Here is a 22,322-nt window from a genome sequence, read left to right on the forward strand (position 1 = left end):
CCTGTGCGGTTAACTGACGCATTGAACGTTTACTCTCATCAGTCACCACGCTTAAGATGCTTCTTCGCTTCGCTACGGCCGACGACATTCCGGTTTTACTCTCGTTGATTCGGCGCGTGGTGCCGCTGATGCGCGCGGCCGGTAATTTGCAATGGGATGATCAGTATCCAAACGCGGCTGTTTTTGGGCAGGATATCGAACGCGACCAGCTTTGGGTGGCCGAGCTGGACGGCCAACTGGTGGGCGTTGCCGCCATCACGACCGGTCAGGAACCGGAATACGCGCAGGTGGGCTGGGATCTGAACGAAACCGCCGTGGTGGTCCACCGGCTTGCGGTCGATCCGGACGTGCGCGGAAAAGGCATCGCTGCCCGGCTGCTGGCGCAGGCCGAAGCAGTGGCCCGGCAACGCGGCATTGCCGTTCTCCGCATCGATACGAATACCCAAAACGAAGCCACGCAACGGCTTTTCCCCAAACTGGGCTACGTTTTTGCGGGCGAGATCGGACTGGGCTTCCGACCCGGTTTGCGGTTCTACTGCTACGAAAAACGGCTGACACCCTGACCAAGCGAATCCGTTACCGGTTTTTCAGCCTGTTCTTCAAACTAGTGCGAAATAAACGCGGGATCGCTGCGGGTTTTGCGGCCAAGTTTTATTTTTACCAAAAAGGAAAGGATGACTCGCATCGTGTTCGCAGGTTTATTGCTTTTTGGGCTGGCGGCAACGGCTTTTCTTCCGGTTTCGTCCGCAAAAAACCGGAAAGATTCCCGGCCTAACATCGTTTTGATTGTTGCCGACGACCACGGCCGCGAAGCGCTGGGCTGTTACGGCAATCCGGTCGTAAAAACGCCCCACCTCGATCGGCTGGCCGCCGAAGGAACCCGGTTTTCGCACGCTTTCTGCACCACGGCCAGTTGCAGCCCCAGCCGGTCGGTGTTGCTGACGGGCCTGCACAACCACGCCAACGGCATGTATGGGCTGGAACACCGCGAACACCATTTTGCGTCTTTCGATACCGTCCGTTCATTGCCGGTTTTGCTTGAAAAAGCCGGTTACCAAACCGCCCGAATCGGTAAATTTCATGTCGCCCCCGAACCGGCGTATCATTTTCAGAAAGTGCTGCAGGCCGGAGCCACCAACAGTCCGGCTTCCATCGGGCGCAGCCCCGTCGAAATGGCGGATTTGTGTTATCCGCTGTTTGCCGAAGCGTCCGAAAAACCGTTTTTCCTTTATTTTGCCACCGACGATCCGCACCGGAGCAATACGGTTTCGGCAAATGGTTCGCCGGTTTTTGCGAGCGATCGGGCCAACTGGTTCGGCAACCGCCCGGGGGGCTATCCGCAGGTTCACGACGTTTTCTACCAGCCTTTTCAGGTTACGGTGCCACCCTATTTGCCGGACACGCGGGCAACCCGCCAGGAACTGGCGCAGTATTACGAGTCGGTGAGTCGGCTGGATCAGGGCGTCGAGCGGCTGGTGGCATTGCTCAAAGAAACCGGCCAGTACGACAATACCGTGATCGTCTATTTATCGGACAATGGCGCGCCGTTTCCGGGCTCAAAAACGACCCTGTATGAACCAGGAATGCGTCTGCCGCTCCTTGTGAAAGTACCGAAACCGCAAAAACCGGGTTTTGTGCAGGACGCGATGGTGTCGTGGGTCGATATTATGCCGACCCTGCTGGACTTTGCCGGTGCCTTGTCCGACACGGTTTACCGGCAGGGCCGGAGTTTCAAAGCCCTTGTTGAACAGGAAAAAGCTGCGGGCTGGGATGAGGTGTACGGGTCGCACTCCCTGCACGAAGTGACGATGTATTACCCGATGCGGGTACTGCGCGAACGGCGTTACAAGCTGATTTTCAACCTGGCGCACTCGCTGCCGTTTCCGATGGCGCTGGACCTCTACCAGTCGTTCACCTGGCAGGACGTTCGCAAAACCGGTCGTAAGGTATACGGCAAGCGAACCGTCGAAGCCTACCTACACCGTCCGCGCTTCGAACTGTATGATCTGCAAACGGACCCCAATGAAGTGAAAAACCGGGCCAGCGATCCACATTATCAGACGGAGCTAAAACGAATGCAGGCGAAATTGAAACGGTTTCAGGAACGGACCAGGGACCCCTGGATCAGCAAGTGGGAATTTGAATAACCAACGCCCAGAGCCTACCCGATGGCGACACCCTTTTCTGCGAATAAAATTAAATTAATGGCGGATCTTTCGCCCGCTGCGCTGGCTTTGCTGCTGGATGCCGCCCCGCAAAAATCACTTCTAAAAGGCGGGTATCTGGTGAAAGAAGGCCAGGTTTGTAAAGCCATCTATTTTTTGGAAAGCGGTTCTGTACGAACCTTTTACAACAAAGACGGCAAAGAAATCAACACCCGGTTTTCGTTTGAAAACAGCTTTGTGACGGATCTGAAAAGCCTGCGCATGGCGACACCCGCCGACTACTCCATTCAGGCCAGTGAGGAAACCGTTTTCTGGGAATTCGGTAAAGAAACCCTGCTGAATTTATACCGGCAATCACCCGAGATCGAATCGTTTGGCCGGAACCTGCTGGAACAAATGCTGCTCGATCAGGAAGAACACGCCAACCTGTTTAAAATCTTCTCGCCAACCGAGCGGTACCAGTATGTGGCTCAGCATTTTCCGCAACTGCTGCAACGGATTTCGCTTTCTCAGCTCTCCTCCTACCTGGGCATTGCGCGGGAAACGCTCAGCCGGATTCGAAAAAATCCGTAACTGCTTCCTTTTGTGATTTTTGTCACAGGTTATCCGGCTTAAAACCGGCGACTTTTGCGACCGAAATCAATGTTTAAACCATGAAAACGGAAACCAAAAACCGCCACCTTGTCGCCGGTTTTATCGAAAACATCTGGAACAAAAACCGCTTCGATTCGCTGGACGACTACCTTCATCCCGATTTCATCGACCATTCGCTACCGCCCGCTTTCCCCGCAACCGGCGTGGGGTTACGGCAATGGGTCACGGCCACGAGTGAGTCGTTCGAACACCAAACCATCATCGAAGAATTGGTCGCCGAGGGCGACACCTGCCTGTTGAAGTTCAAAATGGTCGTTCGGCAGATTGGCGTCTGGCGCGGGATCGAACCCGCCGGAGCCGAAGCGACGGTTGTTGGCTATCGCTGTTTTAAAGTAACCGACGGAAAAATCAGCCAGCACTGGGCACTGCTCGACGGCAATTCGCTGGAAAACCAACTGAAAAACAGCGCTCACGGGTGTAAGATCCAGGATTAGGCCCCAACTATTGCCTTCAGCGTCAGGGCATTCCGAACGGCGTTTCCGTCGCCGTCGTTGTTGAAATAGACGTAAACGTCCTTGCCCATCGCCGTCCACTCCCGGATGCGGTCGGCCCACCAGTGGAGGTCGTTGTCGGAATACGAACCGCCGTACAAATGCTGGGTGTCGGGGCCGTGCATCCGGACGTACACAAACGGGGCCGTGGCCCGCAGCACGCACGGCAGGTTGGCTCCGCTCATGATGCAGTAAGCCGCCTGGTGTTTTTCCAGCAACCGGAACGTCTCTTCGTTGTGCCAGGTGTGGTGCCGGAACTCGACGGAAATTTGCAGCCAGTCGGGCACCTGCTCCAGAAAATACGCCAGCCGCTCGTGGTCGTAGGCCAGGTGCGGAGAGAGTTGCACGAGCAAAACCGCCCGTTTTTCGCGCAGGGCGTGCCAGCAGGTTTTGATGCGTTCGAGCCAGGTCTCTGGCGCGTAAAGTTTTTTGGCGTGGGTGAGTCCGCGGGGTGCTTTGACGGTGAGCCGAAAACCGTCGGGCAGGCGACTGCGCCAACCCGCAAAGGTGCTGAGCTGGGGCCAGCGGTAAAAACTGCTGTTGAGTTCAACCGTCTGAAACTGTTCGACGTAATAGGCCAGCCGGTCCGGAACGGCCGTGTTGTGCGGATACAAAACGCCCTGCCAATGATCGTAACTCCAGCCTGATGTACCGATGTGGATGTTCATATGCTTGATGACACCTGAAAAACCGGCTGGCCTCCGTTTTGTTCACCGCGCCTGATAGGGGCCGTGCACGGCTTTTACCCGCAGCGACTCGTCGTTGTCGTCCAGAATGATGACCCGGTACGAATCTCCGCCCGGATCGACGCGCACCAGTACGTGGCCGGCATCGCTTTTCAGCCGGTTCAGGAGCTCGCCAATCACCAGTTTGTTGGCTTCCAGCATGTGGGTGGCAAAAACGTCGCGTTCGCCGGCGTACACCTGCTGCGAATAAATCCGGGCCAGCACATCGTGTCCCGGGTGGTCGGACGACCAGACCGGAATCACCAGCACACGGGGGCGCAGGCTGCCCAGCAGAAAACCGTTCTGCGAATCGCGGTTGCCGTGGTGATCGAGCAGTTGCACCTCCACCGGACCCGCCACCTGCGCCACCGGTGTTTCAACATCGTGCCAGAGCGGCTGGCCGAATTGCAGCACGCCCGGGATGTCACCGCCCGAAAAATAATCAAACTTGCCGTAGCTCAGCCGCAGGGCCATGCTGCACATGTTCTCGCTCGGGTACTGGTTGGGCGGCAGGGATTTCAGCTCGGGGAAATGCTGCCGCGTAACCGTGCCCACGCCCGTCCAGATTTCGCCGTTCACGGCCAGATTCCGAATTTCGAATCGCTCTTTGTATTTGGCGGGTTGTTTCAGCAACTGAATCTGATCGGTGCGACCGGCTTGCAGCCGTTCCACTTTCAAGCCCTTTTGCTGCGTTTGCCAGTCCAGAAATTGCCGGTAATTTTTCACCAGCGGGTCCTGCTCAAACGAACGCGGATACTGGTAATCCGGCCAGCCCCGGTCGATGATTTTGCGAACCGGAATGTGTTCGGCCACTTCCGTGATGCCGGTCAGAACATACGGACCCGCCGACGCCTTTTTGGAGGTGGCCGTCGGCGCGCCCATGTGGTCGTCGTGAAAGTGCGTCATGATGGCGTAATCGATGGCCGGATCGGGGCGGAAACTGAGCACCTTGCGGGCGTACCGGGCAATCCACTCGCCAGCCTGGCGGTTGCCGTTCGGTTTGGCGGGCGTGTTGCGGGGACTTTGGGTCCGCGGGTCGTTGGGGTCCAGTTGTCCGGCGTCGATCAGGGCGGTGGTGCCATCGGGCAGAATCAGCAAGGCGGCATTGCCGCGACCGGTATTGATCTGGTGAATGTCGAGGTAGCCTTCCTGCCAGACGGGCAGCGGCTGACCGGCCTGCTGGGCGTGACTTGCGGCAAAAAACCGGGTAACGAGCAGACCAACAAGCAGAAAGATGCGCTTCATGATACAAACGTCAGTGGGTAAACTTAGCCAATCCGCTGGACTAAGAAGCCGGTTCCGGGATGAAATTACTGTTAAGTTTACCGCCGAAAGGTTATTTCGCGGAGGTGACCAGAAGGTAGCTGAGAAAAACGCTGGTTAACTCTGCCCTGTGAAATAACTTCTTTAAACTCATTGCTGATAAATCCGCACGTAATCCACCTCAAACCGGGCCGGAAACCTGGTGGCCGACGGATCACCGCCGTTCTGCCCGCCGACGGCGAGGTTCAGCAGGATGTAATGCGGCTGGTGAAACGGATTTTTGCCGCTGCCGTCGCCATTGACGGTTTTTGACAGATCAACCGAGTTGAGCAACTGATCGTCAACGTAGAGTTTGATATACTTCGCATCCCAGTCCATCCGCCAGACGTGAAACCGCTCCGACCAGGTCGGATCGTTGAACTCGCGCATGGGCTTTTTGGTCGTGCTCCAGGCGGCCACGTACGGTTTGCCGGTTCCCCAGGCGGCATTGGCCAGCAGCATATCCCGGTAATATTCCATGATGTCAATTTCGCCGTTCGAGGGCCAGGAACCCGATACGCCCAGCGTCCAGAAAGCAGGCCAGATACCCGCCCGGGTGTCGATCCGTCCGCGCATTTCAAACCGCCCAAACTGCCACTGGCGTAGGCCCTGCGTCGTCAGGCTCGAAGCCGTGTAGCGGATCGAATCGCGGCCCGTTTTCCAGTGGGTGCTGCCGGGCTGGTAGGTCGGGTTGGGGCGACTCTCCCGCCGTCCTTCGATGATCAGAAACCCGTTCTGACAGCGGGCATTGTCGGCCTGGTACCACTGAAGCTCGTTGTTGCGCATAAAGCCGGTTTCAAACACCCAGTTTTTGGGATCGGGCGCACCGGGCGTGTTGAATTCATCGGCCCAGACCAGTTTCCAGTTGGCGGCTGGCGGGACGGTTTTGGGGACAAACAGCCAGAGGAGCAGGCCAAGAAGTGGGTTCATCGCAAAATACGGTTTGGAATAGGAGAGCGAAGGTACGAGATTTGCAAAAGTTTAAACGCATGGAGCTTCATCAGGCCATTGATCTGATTCACCCCCCCTTACCGCAACCCAATCCGGCGGTCTGGGCCGATCTGGGCTGCGGTTCCGGGTTGTTTACGCACGCGCTGGCGGCCCTCTTAATTCACCCGGCGACCCTGTACGCCGTGGACAAAAACCCGGTTTTCCTGCCAAAACGACCGGTTCCGGCCCACACCACCATTCGGGAACGACAATTGGATTTTGTGAAGGACGAACTCGATCTGCCGGTTCTGGACGGCATTCTGATGGCAAATTCGCTGCATTTTGTGGCTGACAAAAAAGCGTTGATTCAGCAGTTGAAGGCGCATTTAAAGCCCAATGGCGGTTTTTTGCTGGTCGAATACGATACCGACACGCCGAATCCCTGGGTACCCCATCCGGTTAGTTTTCAGTCCCTGACCAAACTGGCGCAGGAAACCGGTTTTTTGTCGGTAAACCGGATTAACGAACGCCCGTCCGCCTACGGCCATTCGAAGCTCTATGCCGCCTACCTGACCACCTGACGCAACCGGGCTTTTTGCGGGATGCCCTGGCGTTAGGAGCCGATTTTTTCGACAAGATGGCCCGTCTGCCAAACCGCCGATAAGTTTTTATCGTTTTATTTGTATGGGGCCGCACGCATTCTTACCTTTTAAAGTTTGTTTCCCCAGTACCCAAGTTTGTTATTCGACGACTTTTGCACTTAACCATCCGGGCCACACCGGTCTGACAACCCTTTGAGAATGACTGTGCCAACAGCCAACATAACACCATCCGGAATTAATCTGACCAATTGCGAATCGGAGCCGATTCACATTCCCGGTTACATTCAGTCCCACGGTTTTTTAGTGGCCATTACTGCGGATACGTTCACCATCCGGTACGCCAGTGAGAACAGCGAACGGTTCACCAAACGCCCGGCCACCGAGCTGTTGGGAAAACCGCTGGACGACTTGCTGACCCAAACCGACCTGCCCGTTGCCGATCTGGTGGCCATTCTGAACGTTGGAAAGCGCGACAATACCTGGTCACGAATGAATCCGCACCGGTTTCGGGTGAATGAAAACGACTGGTATCTGATTGTGCACCAGAACGATGACCTGCTTATTCTGGAGTGGGAAACGGCCGTTGCCAACCACAACAACCTGGATCAGCAGCTGATTGCGGAAGCGCTGACCGAAGTGCAGTCGAACCGGACGCTGACCGAACTCATCCAGAACACCGCCCGGCGCGTCAAGCAGATCATTGGCTACGACCGCGTGATGGTCTACCGGTTTAGCGCCGACTGGCACGGGGAAGTCATTGCGGAAGAAAAAGAGCCGCACCTGGAACCCTACCTGGGGCTGCACTACCCGGCTTCGGACATTCCGCGGCAGGCCCGGGAGTTGTACAAAGCCAACCTGGTCCGGTTGATTGCCGATGTAAACAGCGTGTCTTCGCCCCTGTTTTCGCTGGGCGAGAAAGAAGACGAAAAACCGCTGGATCTGACGCACGCGGTGCTGCGGGCGGTTTCGCCCATTCACATCGAGTACCTGAAAAACATGGGCGTTCAGGCATCCATGAGCATTTCGCTGCTGTACCGCGGGGAGCTTTGGGGACTGATTTCCTGCCACCATTCGTCACCCCGCTTTGTTGATTTTCCGGCCCGGCAGGCGGCCAAATTCGTCAGTCAGCTGCTGTCATCGGCGCTCGAATTCCGGAAGGATGAAGAAGACCAGTCGTTTCTGTTTCAGATTCAGCAGAACGAGCAAAAACTGAACAGCCAGGTCCTGAAAGACTGGGACGTGGTGGCCGGTTTAACCCAGCATCCGGTTACGATTCTGGACGTTACCAAGGCAACGGGGGCGGTTTTGGCGTTCGACAACAAATTTTATTCCATCGGTGCCGTACCGGGCGAATCGGCGGTGGCCGGCATCACCAACTGGCTGGGAACGGAGTCGTTCGATACATTTTTCGAAACCAACCGACTGCCCGAGTTGTACCCGCTGGCCGAGGGTTTCCGGGACGTTGGTTCCGGCCTGCTGGCGATTGCGCTGTCGAAAGAATTAAACGAATACATCCTCTGGTTCAAACCGGAACAGATCCGGCAGGTGACCTGGGCCGGCAACCCGGATAAACCCATGACGGTTTCCGAAAACGGCCAGGCTTTTCTGCACCCCCGCAAGAGTTTTGAAGCCTGGTCGCAAACCGTTCGCAACACCTCCGAACCCTGGAAAGAAGCCGAAATTTCGGTGGCGGTTAAGTTGCGGGAAGATGTGCTGCAGGTGGTGGCCCGCAAAGCCAATGAAGTCCGGCAACTGAACGAGCGGTTGCGGGTTGCCTACGAAGAGCTGGATGCGTTCAGCTATACGGTTTCGCACGATCTGCGCACGCCCTTGTCGTCCATTCGGTGTTACGCCGAAATCATCATGGAGGAGCAGGGCGGTACGATGGAAGAAGACACGCGGCTGATGTTCCAGAAAATTCTGGATTCGACGGAGCGGATGCGGTCGCTGATCCGACACATTCTGTACTATTCCCGCATGGGCCGGACGGAATTGAACTTCAAGAACCTGGATATGACCAAAATGCTGGACGTGATCCGCGACGAAATCCTGATTACGGAAAAAAAGAAAAACCGGGTTCTGCGGATCGAATTTGGCACCATGCCGTCTATTTACGGTGATCCGACGATGGTCAATCAGGTATTTACGAATCTGGTTTCGAACGCGGTTAAATACACCCAGCGGGTCAAAGAAGCGCTGGTTCAGGTCGAAGGCCGCGACACCGGGGAAGAAATCATTTATACGGTGAAAGACAACGGCATTGGTTTCGACATGAAACACGCCGGAAAAATGTTTGATCTTTTTAAACGACTCGATAATGCCGCCACGTTTGAAGGAACGGGGGTCGGCCTGGCCATCGTAAAGCGCATTGTGAACCGGCACGGGGGCAAAATCTGGTTTCACAGCCAGCCCAACCGGGAAACGATTTTTTCGGTTTCCTTTCCGAAGGAAGACCAACAACCACTGTAAACGGGTACGACCATGTTAGATGTATTGTATGTTGAAGATAATCCGGACGATGCCGACGTGTTCAGTCGGGTGATCCGGAAAATGGAAAAGGGCATTTCCTACAAAGTGATCAATGTCGGCTCCGAAGCCATCGAATACCTGACCGCCGAAGGTCAATACCAGTCGGAGACGGCCCCGCTGCCGAAGCTGCTCCTGCTCGACCTGGATCTGTCGGAATACAGCGGTTTTGAAATTATCCAGAAAGCCCGTTCGGTGGCCCGGACACGGCTGCTGCCCATTGTGGTTTTCAGCACCTCCGACAACCCGCAGGACATCAGCCAGTCGCTCTTTCTGGGTGCCAACGCCTACGTTGTAAAACCGGGTAGTTACCAATCGATCAATCAGTTGCTGCGCCGGCTCTGTGACTTCTGGCTGATTGATAACAATGTGGTCTTGAAAGCATGACGTTAGCCGAGCGCCTGCGGGCCGAAACGCGCCCGGTTCACGAACAAACCGAAGAATTGCTGTATTCGGAAGCGTTGCGAAACGGTACGCTGACGGCGGAACAATACCGGCATCTGTTGCAGGTTCACGGGCTGTTTCACCGGTCGCTGGAAGCGGCCATTGACCGAAACCCGGTTTTTTTTCAGGCTTATCAGCCCGACAACCGCCGAAAAACGCCCTGGCTGGCCGCCGATCTGGCCGCCGTAAACGGCGCTTTGCCGGACACTGAACCGGAGCTGTTCAGCGATTGGTCGCCCATCGAACTGCTGGGCGCAGCCTACGTTGGTGAAGGATCGATGCTGGGTGGAAAGACGGTTTTTCACTATTTGCAGAAAAGTCCGGACGTACAGCCGTTGTTGCAAAACGCCCGGTTCTACCGGGGATACGGCGCCGAAGCGATGGAAAAGTGGAAAGCGTTCGGGGCCATTCTGGCCGAACAGCCGGAGTCGGATCACGATGCGATTGTGGAAGCGGCTGGGCGCACCTTCCGAACTTATCACGACCTTTTCAGACAGACGCAGGCCGCCAATCAGGCGCTGGTTTAACCGGCCCGTCCGTAGACGGGCAGAAAGACTTTGAAGGTTGACCCCTGGCCGACCTGGCTTGCGACATCAATGGCGCCACCGTGAATCTCGGCGACTTTCTTGCAGATGGCCAGCCCGATGCCTGTGCCGCTGTAAGCGGTCCGGCTTTCCAGGCGCTGAAAAGGCTGAAAAATCCGCCCCTTGTATTTTTCGTCGAACCCGATCCCGTTGTCGGCCACTTCGATCAGCAAAAACAGGCGCTGGGCCTGGTTCCGGAGTTCGTCGGGTAATTCTTCCGGCTCCGCGTGCCGCGCACTGATCTGAATGAGCGGTTTTTGATCCGGTTTCTGAAATTTAATCGAGTTGATGATCAGGTTTTGGAAGAGTTGCCGCAGGCGGAGCGCATTTCCCAGCAGATTGGGCAGGGCGGCCACCCGAATCGTGGCCTGTTTCTCCGAAATAGACACTTCCAGATCGCTGAGCACTTCTTTAATCAGCCGCGAAAGCGAAACCGTCTCAAAGGCTTCCGTCTGGGTCGACAGCCGCGAATACGTCAGCAGATCGCGCACCAGCACCTGCATCCGTTTGGCCGAATTCTGAATCCGCCGGACCAGATCAATTTCGCCATCGACCAGGCTATCCGCAAACTGGCTCTGCAACACATCCCCAAAAGCCTGCAGTTTCCGCAGCGGTTCCTGCAAATCGTGGGACGCGATGTAGGCAAACTGCTCCAGGTTTTCGTTGGAATTTTTGATCTGGTGAATGGTCGCTTCGAGCTGGTGCTGCGTTCGTTTGTTTTCGGTAATGTCCAGAAACGTGACGCGCAGTTCGTCGCCAAACCGGTCGGCCACCAGCGTCAGCCAGCGGTCGGTGTCGTTGTTCTGGTAGTGATGCTCCAGCTCGAGCGATTCGTTCTGCGTAAAAGCGCGGCAGTAATGCTCAAAAATACCGTTTGTTTTGTACCTCGGAAACCACCGGCTGTGAAGCTCACCAACCAGGTTTTCCGGCTCCTCCCCAACCATCGTCGCCAGGGTTTTGTTGGCAATCACGAAACTAAAGTCCACGATTTCCCCCTGCGGCTCCCGAACCGGCCGCAGCAGGTACAGAGCCGTCTGCGAACTGTCCATCAACGCCCGCAGCCGGGCGATTTCAGCCAGTAATGATTCGTTATAAGAATCCGAAGGAGGATTAGCCATTTGCAATAATTCTCGATTAGGCGGACAGGGCGCTGTTTTAATCAACTAAGATAGCCGCTTAATTGTTGATTTTTTGTTCAACGGACCAAAAACTATCGCCCGGTTTCGGCCCGGAAGCATTTGCCGTCCGGTGTATTCTGGTATTTTTGCCCTGAAACTTCAGCACCTAACGCTTTCCGGATGTCTGCTAATAATCAACTTTTTGTGAACGATACCGATCTTCCCTGGGAAGACGTTGGCCCGGGCGTCCGGCGGAAAATCATGGCCTACGACGCCAACCTGATGCTGGTGAAAGTGGCGTTTGAAGCGGGCGGAGTCGGTGCCATGCACCACCACTACCACACGCAGATGAGCTACGTCGAAAGCGGGCGGTTTGCCATCACCATTGCCGACGAAACCCGCGAACTGAAAGCCGGCGACGTATATCACCTGCCCCCGGATGTTCCGCACGGCGCGCTGGCGCTCGAAGCCGGGGTGCTGGTGGATGTGTTTACGCCCCTGCGGGAGGACTTTTTGTAGGTTTTCGGTTCACGGTTTTCGGTAGCTGACGCGAGTCGTGCCGCTGTAAACCGAAAACCGCAAACCAAAATTGTCCGATCCTTCGCTATTTTACGGCATCATTTCACCACCGGCCCTTTCCATGAATTACCGCTCCCGGGTACTCTCGTTTTTATTTGCGCTTTCGGCCATCACCTACATCGACCGCACCTGCATCTCGCTGGTGGCGTCGGACATCAAAACCGACCTGCAGATTGGCAATGACCAGTGGGGCTGGGTCCTGAGTGCCTTTGCCCTTTCCTACGCGCTTTTCGAACTGCCGACGGGTGCGCTGGGCGACCGGCTGGGTCCCCGGCGGGTGCTGACGCGGGTGGTCGGCTGGTGGTCGGCGTTTACGGCCCTGACCGGCACGGCCACGAGCTGGCTGTACCTGGTCGTGGTGCGGTTTTTGTTCGGCGTGGGCGAAGCCGGGGCGTACCCCAACGCGTCCATTGTGGTTTCCCGCTGGTTTCCCCGGCAGGAAACCGGGCGCGCCCAGGCCTACATCTGGGCCGCCGGACGGGTGGGCGGCATGCTGGCCCCCTGGATGGTGATTCCGGTGGCGGCCCAGTTCGGCTGGCGGATGTCGTTCTACGTGATGGGCTTCCTGGGCGTCATCTGGGCGGTTTGCTGGTACGTCTGGTTCCGTGATTTTCCCCGCGAAAAACCAAACATCACCGCCGACGAACAGGCGTATATCGAAGAAAACCGGCGGTTTCGGGTTGCCAGTCACCACATTCCCTGGGGGGCGGTTTTGCGTAGCCCCAACATGTGGGCCATCATGCTGATGTTCCACTTCTACATGTACGGCGCCTATTTCTTCACGGGCTGGCTGCCCACGTACCTGCGCGAAGGCCGGCATTTCGACAAAGAACAAATGCAGTTGTTTGCTACGCTACCGTTCTTTCTGGGCGCGATTGGCTGCTTCACCGGCGGCTACCTCAGCGACTGGCTGGCCAAACGCTACGGACTGAAAACCGGTCGGCGGGCGGTGGGCATCGTGGGCCTGGGGCTTTCGTCAGCGATGATTCTGCTGTCGGCCCTGACCCAGGAAAATCAGACGGCGGCTATTTTTCTGTCGATGGGCATGGGGTTCAAAGACCTGACGCTGCCGGTTTCGTTTGCGGTTTGCAACGACGTGGGGCGGAGCAAATCGGGCATGGTGTCGGGCGCGATGAACACCGTCGGGCAACTGGGGGCGGTTTTTCTGGGCGTCCTGTTCGGGTATATCGTTGAGGTGACCGGCGATTTCAACCTGCCGCTGTTTCTGATCTCGTTTTTGCTGCTGTGCAGTTGCCTGCTCTGGCTCCGCATCGACCCGACCGAAGAGGTGGTGCTGGTTTGAAAAGGATGAACGATGGATGATGAACGATGAATTGGCAACCGCACTGCACGAACGGCCCCGTCATCATTCATCGTTTATCATTCATCATTCTCAATAATACCGCCCCATCAGCCGGTTTTCCACGATCCGGCGTTTCATTTCCAGCACGTCGATGGTGCCCTGCTTGCTGTAGACAATTTTGCCGCCCGGTTCGACCAGAATCGTGTACGGCAACGCGCCCTGCCAGTTCGGGTCAATGGCTTCGATCAGGGCGTATTTATCCTCCGAACTGAACAGGTAATTTTTGTTGGAGGCTTCCTTCTTTTTCAAAAATTCGAGGGCCTTGGCTTTTTTGTCGGGTTTGTCGGCGGAAACCGAAATAAACTCAAAATCCCGCTCGCGGTACATCCGATCGATGCTCACAAAATCGGGAAACTCCTGCACGCATGGGCCGCACCAGGTGGCCCAGACGTTGATCAGCCGCAGCTTATCCGAGTCGTTTTTAAGCAGTTTTTTCAGGCCGGCCACATCCACATCGTCCACCGAAACCGGCCGTTTCGCCCATTCGGCCTGCTGCTTCCTGATGTAATCTTCTTTTCCCATCCATTTGACCGAACAGCCGAAGGTTTTGGTCGTGGCAACCGGAACCGGCTGACCGGCCAAAACCGCATCCAGAGCCGCCCGGGCATCTTCGGCCTGGCCCGTTCCCGGTTTTTCGTGGGCGTCAAACCGTCCGGCGTATTGCAGTTTGCGGTTTTTGTCGAAAATAAATACGTGGGGCGTCCCCACCGGACCGTATTTCAAGGCCGTGGCCTGGGTGTCGCCGTCGTACAGATACGGAAAATTATACCCTTTCGCTTTGGCGCGCAGTTTCATTTCCTCGAAGCTGTCGCTGAGGTCGGTATAGCCCAGTTCGGCCAGGCTGACCGTGGTCGGGTTGTTGGGTGAAATGACCATGAAATCCGCTTTTTTCGGTTGGTAATCACGCACCATTTTGATCAGCCGGTCCTCGTAAGCCTGCGCCGTCGGACAGTGGTTGCAACTGAACACCACGACCAGCGCGGCCGACCCGGCAAAAGTCTTCAGGCTGTACGTTTTGCCGTCGATGCCGGGCAGCGAAAAGTCGGGCGCCGGCGCCCCGATTTCCAGCGTTTTAGGATCTTCCCCGGGCATCAGAGCCACACAGCCAACCAGGACGACCAGTCCGATCAGGCGCGGCAAACACTTTCCTAAGGATTTGATAATCATCGGAACACTTCGTTATCTACAGGAATACTACCATTTAACCTAAAAATAAGTAAAGAATGTCGTACTGGGAAAATCCAGCCTGTTTTCTTACGCTTTGGCCGCCAAAAATGCGGATTCAACCGACTCTTTTTTGAAACCCCTGCGCAATCGGCTACTTTTATCGGTCGATCATTTACCGCATCCAACCACGAATCCGGCCCGGGAGCAGGACAAGCACGTGACAAAACAGACGACGAACGCATCGGGCCAGAGCGCGGAGCCGATCAATGATAAGTGGCTGCAAATCATCGGGATTCCGTTGGCGGTTTTGCCGTTCGTTTTCTTTTACCTGCACGAGTACGGTTACGACGGACGGCTGTTTGCCCAGACGTTTTTGCTGGGGTTGGTGTCCACCGGAGTGGCGTGGCAACTGCTGCGGTGGTGGGTCATCAAAGTCCGGATGTGGTATGCCGCCCGCGAGCAATTCCGGCAGCGGATGCTGACGACGTTTCTGGGCTACTCGCTGTTCACGATTCCGGTGCAGCTCGTGGAGACCTGGGGCATCCGGTTTCTGGATGTGACCGGACTGATGCGGGAGCCGGAGTTTCCGCGCGTGTACCTGCTGCACCTGGCGATGGCGCTCCTGTTTGCGTTGCTGGTCGGGGTGATTTACGAAAGTCTGTATTTCCTCCAGAAAAACCGGGAAGCCATTCAGGAAGCCGAAATCCTGAAAAAAGCGACCCTGCAGCGGCAGTACGACACCCTGAAAAACCAGGTCAATCCGCATTTTCTGTTCAATTCGCTGAATTCGCTGTCGTCGCTCATTACGGAAGACAAAAAACAGGCGGGTGAATTTCTGGACGAACTCGCCAGCGTTTACCGGTATTTGTTGCAGGAAAGCGACCGCGAACTGACGCTGCTCCGGAGCGAAGTGGCATTCATCCGCTCGTACCTGTTCCTGATTCAGACGCGGTTCGGGTCGGCCATTTCGTACGACATTCAGGTGGCCGACCGCTTGCTCGACGACTGGCTGCCTCCGCTGACGCTCCAGACGCTGGTCGAAAACGCCATTCGGTACAATGTTATTTTGCCCGAAGAACCGCTGCGGCTGAGCATCCGAACCGCCAATGACAATCAGTTGCAGGTCACCAACTCGATCCAGCGAAAACCGCTGCGCGTAACCGCGAACCCGATTGGCCTCGGCACGCTCACCGAGCGGTTTCAGCGGCTGAGCTTGCCCCCGCTGGTGATCAGCGACGATGGCGCGGAGTTTCGGGTGACGGTTCCGTTGCTGCGGAAGAATTGACCGGTTTTACGGTTTACGGTTTTCAGTTTACGGTATACGGTTTTCGCGATGCCGACGCTACGCCGGACCGACGCATCGGTAGACGGTGACGAATGCGCGAACCTTCCCTTTTCCATTCATCATTTTACATTTATCATTCAATTCACTGCCTGTTAAACAACCAATAACCATGAACACGTTAAAAATCAGCTTCTTTCTCCTTCTGTTGAGTCCTGCGGCTTCGGTGGCGCAATACGCTCCTCTGGGCGCAATCACGACCTGGACCGATGGTTATGTGGTGACCACCGAAAACGATACGATCCGGGGGAAAGTCCGGGTGAACACGATGGTCAACGATGCACCCGCCAGCGTTGCCCTGCGGCTGGACGACGACAAAAAAGTGACCTTCAAAGGCGACAAACTCCGGCTCATTGCTCAGGACATTCCCCAGTTTGCGTATGCCACCGGCGCCATTCCCCGCGAACGGAAGCAGGTGATTTTCGGGCGCGTGCCGAATCCGCGCCACAACGGAAAAACCGCCCTGCTCGAACGGCTGAGCCACCCCGGCAAGCTTACGCTCTACTTCGACGCCAACGGCTGGAAGAAGAATTCGGAATACACCTTCGGCCAGTTTACGATCGGCACCAATCCGAAAGACCTCAGCTTTGTGGTGGTGAAAGACCAGAGCAGCGCCCGGATCGTGAAAAAAAGCACCCTCGACGACGAGCACGAAACCCTCTTCGGCGATTGCCCCGAATTTGTGCGGCAGTTTCCGGCGGCCACGCGCCGGGACTGGAAGCGGTTTGGCGAAATCGTGGAAGCCTATAACCGCACCTGCGTGATCGGTGCGACCGTGAACTGACATCCGAAGAATTTATTCGCTGCCCGTCTGCGCCATCCGTCGAGCGCAGACGGGCCTTTTCGTTGAGTACAAAACCGGGTAGACGGCCACAAAGGCGCCGGTTAAAAACCGTCCTGTTGTGCGCGTTGGATTATCTTCCGATGATCTTTAACTTTATTTATTCCAGCGTGTTATAGTGAATCGGCTCTCCTACTGAAGATTCCGGGGCCGCTTTCATAAACGAAAACGCATCGAGGAACAAAACGCGAGCATGCCGGTATCCGACGAAACACTATGGCGAAACTTCAAAGAGGGCCACGAACCGGCATTTGAGGAACTTTATAACCGGTATTTCAAGGTGCTGTACAGCTACGCCAGCAAATTTACGCCCGACAAAGAACTGGTCAGGGACTGTATCCACGATCTTTTTATCGAATTGTGGGAAAGTCGCCGGAACCTCCGACACACCACCTCCATCAAATATTACCTGTTCAAAGCCATGCGGTACACGATGCTCGACCAGCTGTCGGCAAAACAGCGGCTGGTGTTTGAGCAGCACGATGCGGTTTCGGGCAGTTTTGACTTTGTGCCCCCGCACGAAGCCAGTCTGGTTGCCCAGCAACTGGATGACGAGCAGAAAGAGCGCATCCTGAAGGCCCTCAACACGCTGACGCAGCGGCAGAAAGAAGCCATTTACCTGAAATTCTACAACAACCTGTCGTACGAAGAAATCGCGTCGATCATGGCGCTGAATGTCGATTCGTCGTACAACCTGATTTCCAAGGCCCTCGGTGTCTTGCGGAAAAACATAACGCCTATTGGACTGGTGCTGCTGTTGCTGCGGTTTTAGGCAATCTCCGGGCTGCGCCTACCCGGTTTTTGAAAAATAATCCAATTCTTTAAAAATAGTTTCATTGGACTGATGAGGTTCCGGCGGTTTTTCGGATTAGAGGAAAATGGCTTCTAAGCCCGAACCTGAGCCGATGAATTTTGATGATTATTCCGCCGAAGATTTTGCGCTGAATGAGCGTTTTCAGCGGTGGGTGCAGCAACCCGATCCGGACACGGAACGGTTCTGGCAGGACTGGCTTGCCCGGCATCCCGACAAACAGGAAACCATTACCGAAGCCCGGCAGCTGGTCGCCCTGCTCAACTTTCGCGAAGACCAGCCAGCTGCCGACGAACAGGCCGCCGTCTGGAACCGGCTCAACACCACGCGCAAACCCGGTTTTTCGGAACAAGTCGGTGTGCGGCCGCTTTGGGCTTCCCGGCGCTGGATGGGCTGGGCGGCAGCGATGGCCGGCATGGTTTTTCTGGGTACCCTGCTTTATTTCTTCAACCGCCCAACCAGTCCGCAGTACCATACGGAATACGGTCAGACACAGACCATTACTCTGCCCGACGGGTCGGAGGTTATCCTGAATGCGCACTCGAATTTGAAACTGGCGACGGACTGGCAGGAAGGACAAACGCGCGAGGTCTGGCTGGAGGGCGAAGCCTTTTTTAAGGTGGTCCAAAAGCAGAGACCCTCCCGGTTTATCGTACACACCAGCGATCTGAACGTGGAAGTGCTCGGAACGCAGTTCAACGTCGACAGCCGGAAGGGCGCGACCCAGGTGGTGCTGAACTCGGGCCAGGTGAAACTGGAGCTGCCCCAGGGAGCCGACCGGAAAAGCATTGTGATGGCGCCCGGCGAACTGGTTGAATTTTCGAGCCGGCAGAAAACGCTGACCAAGCGGACAGTAAAACCGGAGCGCTACAGCGACTGGACCAGCCAGCAATGGATTCTGGACAATACGTCGCTGCGCGAAGTGGCCGACCGGCTGGAAAAAACCTTCGGCCTGAAAGTCACCTTTGCCGACCCCGACATTGCGCAGGAACGCATGAGCGGGGTGGTGCCCGCCGAAAATCTGGAAGACCTGATCGATGCCCTGTCCACCACCAACACCCTGCAAATTTCCCGGGATGAAAACCAGCTTTACATCAGCCGGTAGGTTCCGTTTTTATCTGAATCCTTACCCAATTCCCAATGAAGAAACATGTTTGTTCGTCCCTCATCCGGCTTTGTTTGGTGCTGACCTTCGTCGGTGTGCAAAACCGGGTTTTTGCGCAAGGCGCTACGCTAGCCCAACTGCCGGCTCTTCCCAAAAAGACTCCGGTCTATACCGAGCCGGTATCGGCTACGCAGTCCCTGAAAGAGGTTTTGAAACAACTCGAAAACCGCTACGGCATCCGGTTTACCTACAACGAAAAAACCGTGGAAGGGGTGCAGATTCTCGTGCCGGACGGCGCGGCTGCCGACCTGAATCGTCTGTTGACCAATTTGTTAAGACCCATTGGACTGGGCTATAAACGCTACCGAAAACCGAACACGATTTATTACATCTACTCCCTGAGCGAGCAGCGGACACCGCAGAAAACCGTCCCGGTTTTGGAAAATGAATCGTCGGCCCCTCGTTTTTCCGGGCAGCCGGAGCAGCCCGGCACGCCGGTCGGCAATGCGCTTTCGCTCAACCATCAATCCGTTAGTCCGCCCGTCGAATTTGCGGTTCAGGGCGTGGTGCGCAGCGAAACCAACGAAGGGCTTCCGGGCGTGAGCGTCGTGCTGAAGGGCACCACGAGCGGCACGGTGACGGACGCGGACGGGCGGTTTTCGCTGACGGTGCCCGACGGAACGGCTACGCTGGTGTTTTCCTACATCGGGTATATTCGGCAGGAAGTGGCCATCAACAACCGCTCAACGGTGAATGTGGCCCTGGTGCCCGATACCAAAGCGCTCGATGAGGTGGTGGTGGTCGGCTACGGAACGCAGAAGAAGAGCGAGATCACCAGCGCCATCACCAGCGTCAAAGCCGCCGAGCTTTTGCAGACCCCGGCCACCAACCTCGCGCAGGGCTTGCAGGGGCTGGTGTCGGGCCTGCAGGTGACCCAAAACAACGCAGCCCCCGGCGGAGCGATCAGCATGCGGATTCGCGGCACCAACTCCATCAACGGCTCTTCGGAACCGCTATACATCATCGACGGCGTGCAGGTGCAGAATGCCTCGCAGAACATCCCGATCAACACCAACGGCGGACGCCAGATTATCGGCGGGAATGCCAACGAAACCAGTCCGTTATCCAACCTGAACCCCAACGACATTGAATCGGTCGAAGTGCTGAAAGATGCTTCGGCCGCGGCCATTTACGGCTCACAGGCGGCCAACGGGGTGGTGATCATCACGACCAAGCGCGGCAAAAGCGGCAAAACCAAAGTCAGTTACGAGTCGTATTTCGGGCAGCAGAGCATTACGAAAACCATCCCGGTTTTGAATGGCAGCCAGTTTGCCGAACTGGAAAACGAAGTCTACAAAAACCCGGCCCGGTTTCCGAATACCGATTCGATCGGAACCGGCACCAACTGGCAGGAGCTGATTTTCCGGAAGGCCAAGATTCAGAACCACCAACTGACGGTTTCGGGCGGCAACGAAAAGACGCAGTTGCTGGTTTCGTTCAATTATTTTAACCAGGACGGCATTGTCATCAACTCTTCGTTCGACCGGTATTCGCTCCGCCTGAACCTGGACCACCAGGCGACGCCCTGGCTGAAAATCGGGACGAGTACGTTACTGGCCAAATCGATCAATCAGCGGATTCCGACCGGCTCGGTCGATACCGACGGTGGAGGACTACTCAACTCGCTGGTGGGGCTGGCCCTGGCGACCCCCCCGGTTTTGCGGCCGTACGACGAGGGCCGGATTCTGAATTTCGACCGCCAGCTGCGGGGTTTGTACCAGGATCTGCGGCATCCGTTGCAATTCACCAAGATTCTGGATCAGCAACATACCAACACCATTGTGCCGAATGTTTACCTGGATTTCAGTCTGCTGAAAGGCTTGAAATACCGGGCCAACTTCAACGCGGTGGTTACCAGCAGTTTGCTCGATTATTACTTTCCGATTGCGGCCTTTACCATTACCGATATTTCGGCCAACGGCGGAGGGGGCGGTTTTGCCATGAAACAAAACCAGAACTACAACCGCATGATGCACGAAAGCATCCTGAGTTATGACCGGGTTTTTAACACCAGCCATACCGTACGGGCCACCGCCGGATACAGCTACATCGTCAACAACAGCAATTACAACTACGCGACCGGCCAACGGTTTGCCTCGGATGCAACCACGAACGAATCCATCGGGCTGGCGCAGGTTCGGGATGCCCGCAGCAGCCGGTCGAGGGACGAGCTGGTATCGTTCTTTGGCCGACTTTCCTACAACTTCAAAGGCAAGTATTTCATCGACCTCAACGCCCGGATGGACGGTTCGTCCAAGTTTGGCCGGAACAATAAATTTGCGCTCTTTCCCGCCCTTTCGGCCGCCTGGAACGTAACCGGCGAAGATTTTCTGGAAAACAGCGCCGTCATTTCGAACCTGAAACTCCGGGCCAGCGCCGGGCAAACCGGAAACCAGGGCGCCATCGGAGCGTATCAGTCGCTGGCTACCGTCGGCATCGGCCGGGATTACATCTTCAACGGGGTCAACGTCACCGGAACGCAGCCTACCGGCGTTGCCAATCCGGATTTGAAGTGGGAAAAAAGCACGCAGGTGAACGTGGGTCTGGATCTGGACGTGCTCAAGAACAAAATTTCCTTTGTGTTTGACGCCTATTCCAAGCGCACCGACGACCTGATTTTTGCCCGCAACCTGCCGCTGTCGTCGGGCTACGCTACGGTTTTTGGCAATTTTGCCTCCCTGCAAAACCGGGGGCTGGAGTTTGCCGTGAAGGCCCGTCCGATCACCACCGACCACCTGAAATGGGACGTATCGGGGAATATTTCCTTTAACCGCAACGAAATCATCCGCCTGCAGGAGAACCTGCAAAAGTTCGACGTCAATTTTTACAACTCCCTGGTGGTGGGGCAACCGATTGGTTTGTTCCGAACCTACGTGTTTGAGGGCATTTACCAGAACGGCGAAAGCATCCTGGAAGGCTCCGGTTCGCGGGTGGGGGGCGTTAAGGTGAAAGATGTCAACGGCGACGGCCGCATCAGCGACAGCGATCTGGTGCTGACCAATTCGTCGCCCGATTTTACGTACGGTTTTTCGACCAATCTGAAGTTTAAGGGCTTTTACCTCAACGCTTTGTTTTCCGGCGTCCAGGGCAACAAGGTGCTGAATCTGGCGGCTTATCAGCTGGAAAATCCGCTCGGCATGCGCAACGTGCTGAGTGGTCTGGCCAACCGCTGGACACCCGAAAACCCCAGCCAGGAATACGTACACGCGGGCACCAACCTGTCCCAGCGGATTCCGCTGACGGACCGCTACATCGAGGACGGTTCTTTTCTGCGGGCCCGAAACCTCACGGTCGGCTACCAGCTTCCGCGCATCAAGGACGTGAGCAACGCCAAAATTTACCTCAGTGGCAACAACCTGTTTACGGTGACGGGCTATTCCGGTTTTGATCCGGAAGTGAATTCATTCGGCGGTTCCAACACGCTGGTGGGCGTGGATAACATCGTTTATCCCGTCGCCAAATCGTATCTGCTGGGCTTGCAGGTTGAGTTTTGAGGTTTAGTAATGAGTTGAA

At 56.0% G+C, this 22,322-nt stretch carries 20 protein-coding genes; 15 read left to right on the forward strand and 5 right to left on the reverse strand.

What is annotated here, in order from left to right; translation table 11 throughout:
• The first annotated feature begins 56 nt into the window (after positions 1-56).
• The 4 genes from ACYVHX_RS07380 to ACYVHX_RS07395 all read left to right on the forward strand — a co-directional run bounded on the left by ACYVHX_RS07380 (position 57) and on the right by ACYVHX_RS07395 (position 3,253).
• Complete coding sequence (locus tag ACYVHX_RS07380; RefSeq protein WP_460670991.1) at positions 57-563, forward strand: GNAT family N-acetyltransferase; 507 nt, start codon at positions 57-59, stop codon at positions 561-563.
• A 111-nt stretch (positions 564-674) separates the two neighbouring features.
• Positions 675-2,147, forward strand: coding sequence for a sulfatase family protein (locus tag ACYVHX_RS07385; protein WP_460670992.1), 1,473 nt, complete (start codon positions 675-677; stop codon positions 2,145-2,147).
• 21 nt (positions 2,148-2,168) lie between these two features.
• Positions 2,169-2,738 carry a Crp/Fnr family transcriptional regulator gene (locus ACYVHX_RS07390; protein WP_460670993.1) on the forward strand — a complete coding sequence of 190 codons (570 nt, stop codon included), beginning with the start codon at positions 2,169-2,171 and terminating at the stop codon, positions 2,736-2,738.
• 80 nt (positions 2,739-2,818) lie between these two features.
• Positions 2,819-3,253 (forward strand): ester cyclase, encoded by a 435-nt coding sequence (locus tag ACYVHX_RS07395; RefSeq protein WP_460670994.1) that lies wholly within the window; start codon positions 2,819-2,821, stop codon positions 3,251-3,253.
• On the opposite strand, the gene ACYVHX_RS07400 is transcribed toward ACYVHX_RS07395, so the two are convergent.
• From ACYVHX_RS07400 to ACYVHX_RS07410, 3 genes are all read right to left on the reverse strand, one after another.
• Positions 3,250-3,978 (reverse strand): DUF72 domain-containing protein, encoded by a 729-nt coding sequence (locus ACYVHX_RS07400; RefSeq protein ID WP_460670995.1) that lies wholly within the window; start codon positions 3,976-3,978, stop codon positions 3,250-3,252. The genes ACYVHX_RS07395 and ACYVHX_RS07400 overlap by 4 nt on opposite strands.
• 42 nt (positions 3,979-4,020) lie before the next feature.
• Complete coding sequence (locus ACYVHX_RS07405) at positions 4,021-5,280, reverse strand: ComEC/Rec2 family competence protein (protein WP_460670996.1); 1,260 nt, start codon at positions 5,278-5,280, stop codon at positions 4,021-4,023.
• Positions 5,281-5,448: 168 nt separating this feature from the next.
• Positions 5,449-6,267 (reverse strand): glycoside hydrolase family 16 protein, encoded by an 819-nt coding sequence (locus tag ACYVHX_RS07410; RefSeq protein WP_460670997.1) that lies wholly within the window; start codon positions 6,265-6,267, stop codon positions 5,449-5,451.
• Positions 6,268-6,326: 59 nt separating this feature from the next.
• Between ACYVHX_RS07410 and ACYVHX_RS07415 the strand changes: the two genes are divergently transcribed.
• The 4 genes from ACYVHX_RS07415 (at position 6,327) to ACYVHX_RS07430 (ending at position 10,366) form a co-directional block, all read left to right on the forward strand.
• The gene (locus tag ACYVHX_RS07415; protein ID WP_460670998.1) at positions 6,327-6,848 is read left to right on the forward strand and encodes a class I SAM-dependent methyltransferase; all 522 of its coding nucleotides are present in this window, start codon (positions 6,327-6,329) and stop codon (positions 6,846-6,848) included.
• A gap of 219 nt (positions 6,849-7,067) precedes the next feature.
• On the forward strand, positions 7,068-9,338 hold the full coding sequence (locus ACYVHX_RS07420) for an ATP-binding protein (RefSeq protein ID WP_460670999.1): 2,271 nt from the start codon (positions 7,068-7,070) through the stop codon (positions 9,336-9,338).
• A 12-nt stretch (positions 9,339-9,350) separates the two neighbouring features.
• Complete coding sequence (locus ACYVHX_RS07425) at positions 9,351-9,782, forward strand: response regulator (protein ID WP_460671000.1); 432 nt, start codon at positions 9,351-9,353, stop codon at positions 9,780-9,782.
• Positions 9,779-10,366: a biliverdin-producing heme oxygenase gene (locus tag ACYVHX_RS07430; RefSeq protein ID WP_460671001.1), complete on the forward strand. Its 588-nt coding sequence runs from the start codon at positions 9,779-9,781 to the stop codon at positions 10,364-10,366. The genes ACYVHX_RS07425 and ACYVHX_RS07430 overlap by 4 nt, the downstream gene beginning before the upstream one ends.
• Here ACYVHX_RS07430 and ACYVHX_RS07435 read toward each other — a convergent pair.
• Positions 10,363-11,541, reverse strand: a complete 1,179-nt coding sequence (locus ACYVHX_RS07435) for a sensor histidine kinase (protein WP_460671002.1) — start codon at positions 11,539-11,541, stop codon at positions 10,363-10,365. The genes ACYVHX_RS07430 and ACYVHX_RS07435 overlap by 4 nt on opposite strands.
• A 180-nt stretch (positions 11,542-11,721) precedes the next feature.
• Here ACYVHX_RS07435 and ACYVHX_RS07440 point away from each other — a divergent pair, with 180 nt between their 5' ends.
• Both ACYVHX_RS07440 and ACYVHX_RS07445 read left to right on the forward strand, forming a co-directional pair.
• A complete protein-coding gene (locus ACYVHX_RS07440) occupies positions 11,722-12,060 on the forward strand; it encodes a cupin domain-containing protein (protein WP_460671003.1) in 339 nt (112 codons plus the stop codon).
• A 121-nt stretch (positions 12,061-12,181) separates the two neighbouring features.
• Positions 12,182-13,423 carry an MFS transporter gene (locus ACYVHX_RS07445; protein WP_460671004.1) on the forward strand — a complete coding sequence of 414 codons (1,242 nt, stop codon included), beginning with the start codon at positions 12,182-12,184 and terminating at the stop codon, positions 13,421-13,423.
• A 90-nt stretch (positions 13,424-13,513) separates the two neighbouring features.
• Here ACYVHX_RS07445 and ACYVHX_RS07450 read toward each other — a convergent pair whose 3' ends face one another.
• Positions 13,514-14,650, reverse strand: a complete 1,137-nt coding sequence (locus ACYVHX_RS07450) for a redoxin family protein (RefSeq protein WP_460671005.1) — start codon at positions 14,648-14,650, stop codon at positions 13,514-13,516.
• Positions 14,651-14,780: 130 nt separating this feature from the next.
• On the opposite strand from ACYVHX_RS07450, the gene ACYVHX_RS07455 reads away from it, so the two are divergent.
• From ACYVHX_RS07455 to ACYVHX_RS07475, 5 genes are all read left to right on the forward strand, one after another.
• Entirely contained in the window at positions 14,781-15,935 is a 1,155-nt protein-coding gene (locus tag ACYVHX_RS07455) for a sensor histidine kinase (protein WP_460671006.1), read from the forward strand.
• A 169-nt stretch (positions 15,936-16,104) separates the two neighbouring features.
• On the forward strand, positions 16,105-16,776 hold the full coding sequence (locus ACYVHX_RS07460) for a hypothetical protein (protein WP_460671007.1): 672 nt from the start codon (positions 16,105-16,107) through the stop codon (positions 16,774-16,776).
• Between the two features lie 250 nt (positions 16,777-17,026).
• Positions 17,027-17,605, forward strand: coding sequence for an RNA polymerase sigma factor (locus ACYVHX_RS07465; protein WP_460671008.1), 579 nt, complete (start codon positions 17,027-17,029; stop codon positions 17,603-17,605).
• A 133-nt stretch (positions 17,606-17,738) separates the two neighbouring features.
• Complete coding sequence (locus ACYVHX_RS07470; RefSeq protein WP_460671009.1) at positions 17,739-18,749, forward strand: FecR family protein; 1,011 nt, start codon at positions 17,739-17,741, stop codon at positions 18,747-18,749.
• A gap of 35 nt (positions 18,750-18,784) precedes the next feature.
• Positions 18,785-22,303 carry a SusC/RagA family TonB-linked outer membrane protein gene (locus ACYVHX_RS07475; protein ID WP_460671010.1) on the forward strand — a complete coding sequence of 1,173 codons (3,519 nt, stop codon included), beginning with the start codon at positions 18,785-18,787 and terminating at the stop codon, positions 22,301-22,303.
• Positions 22,304-22,322: the final 19 nt, after the last annotated feature.

This window comes from Larkinella ripae, assembly GCF_054780775.1.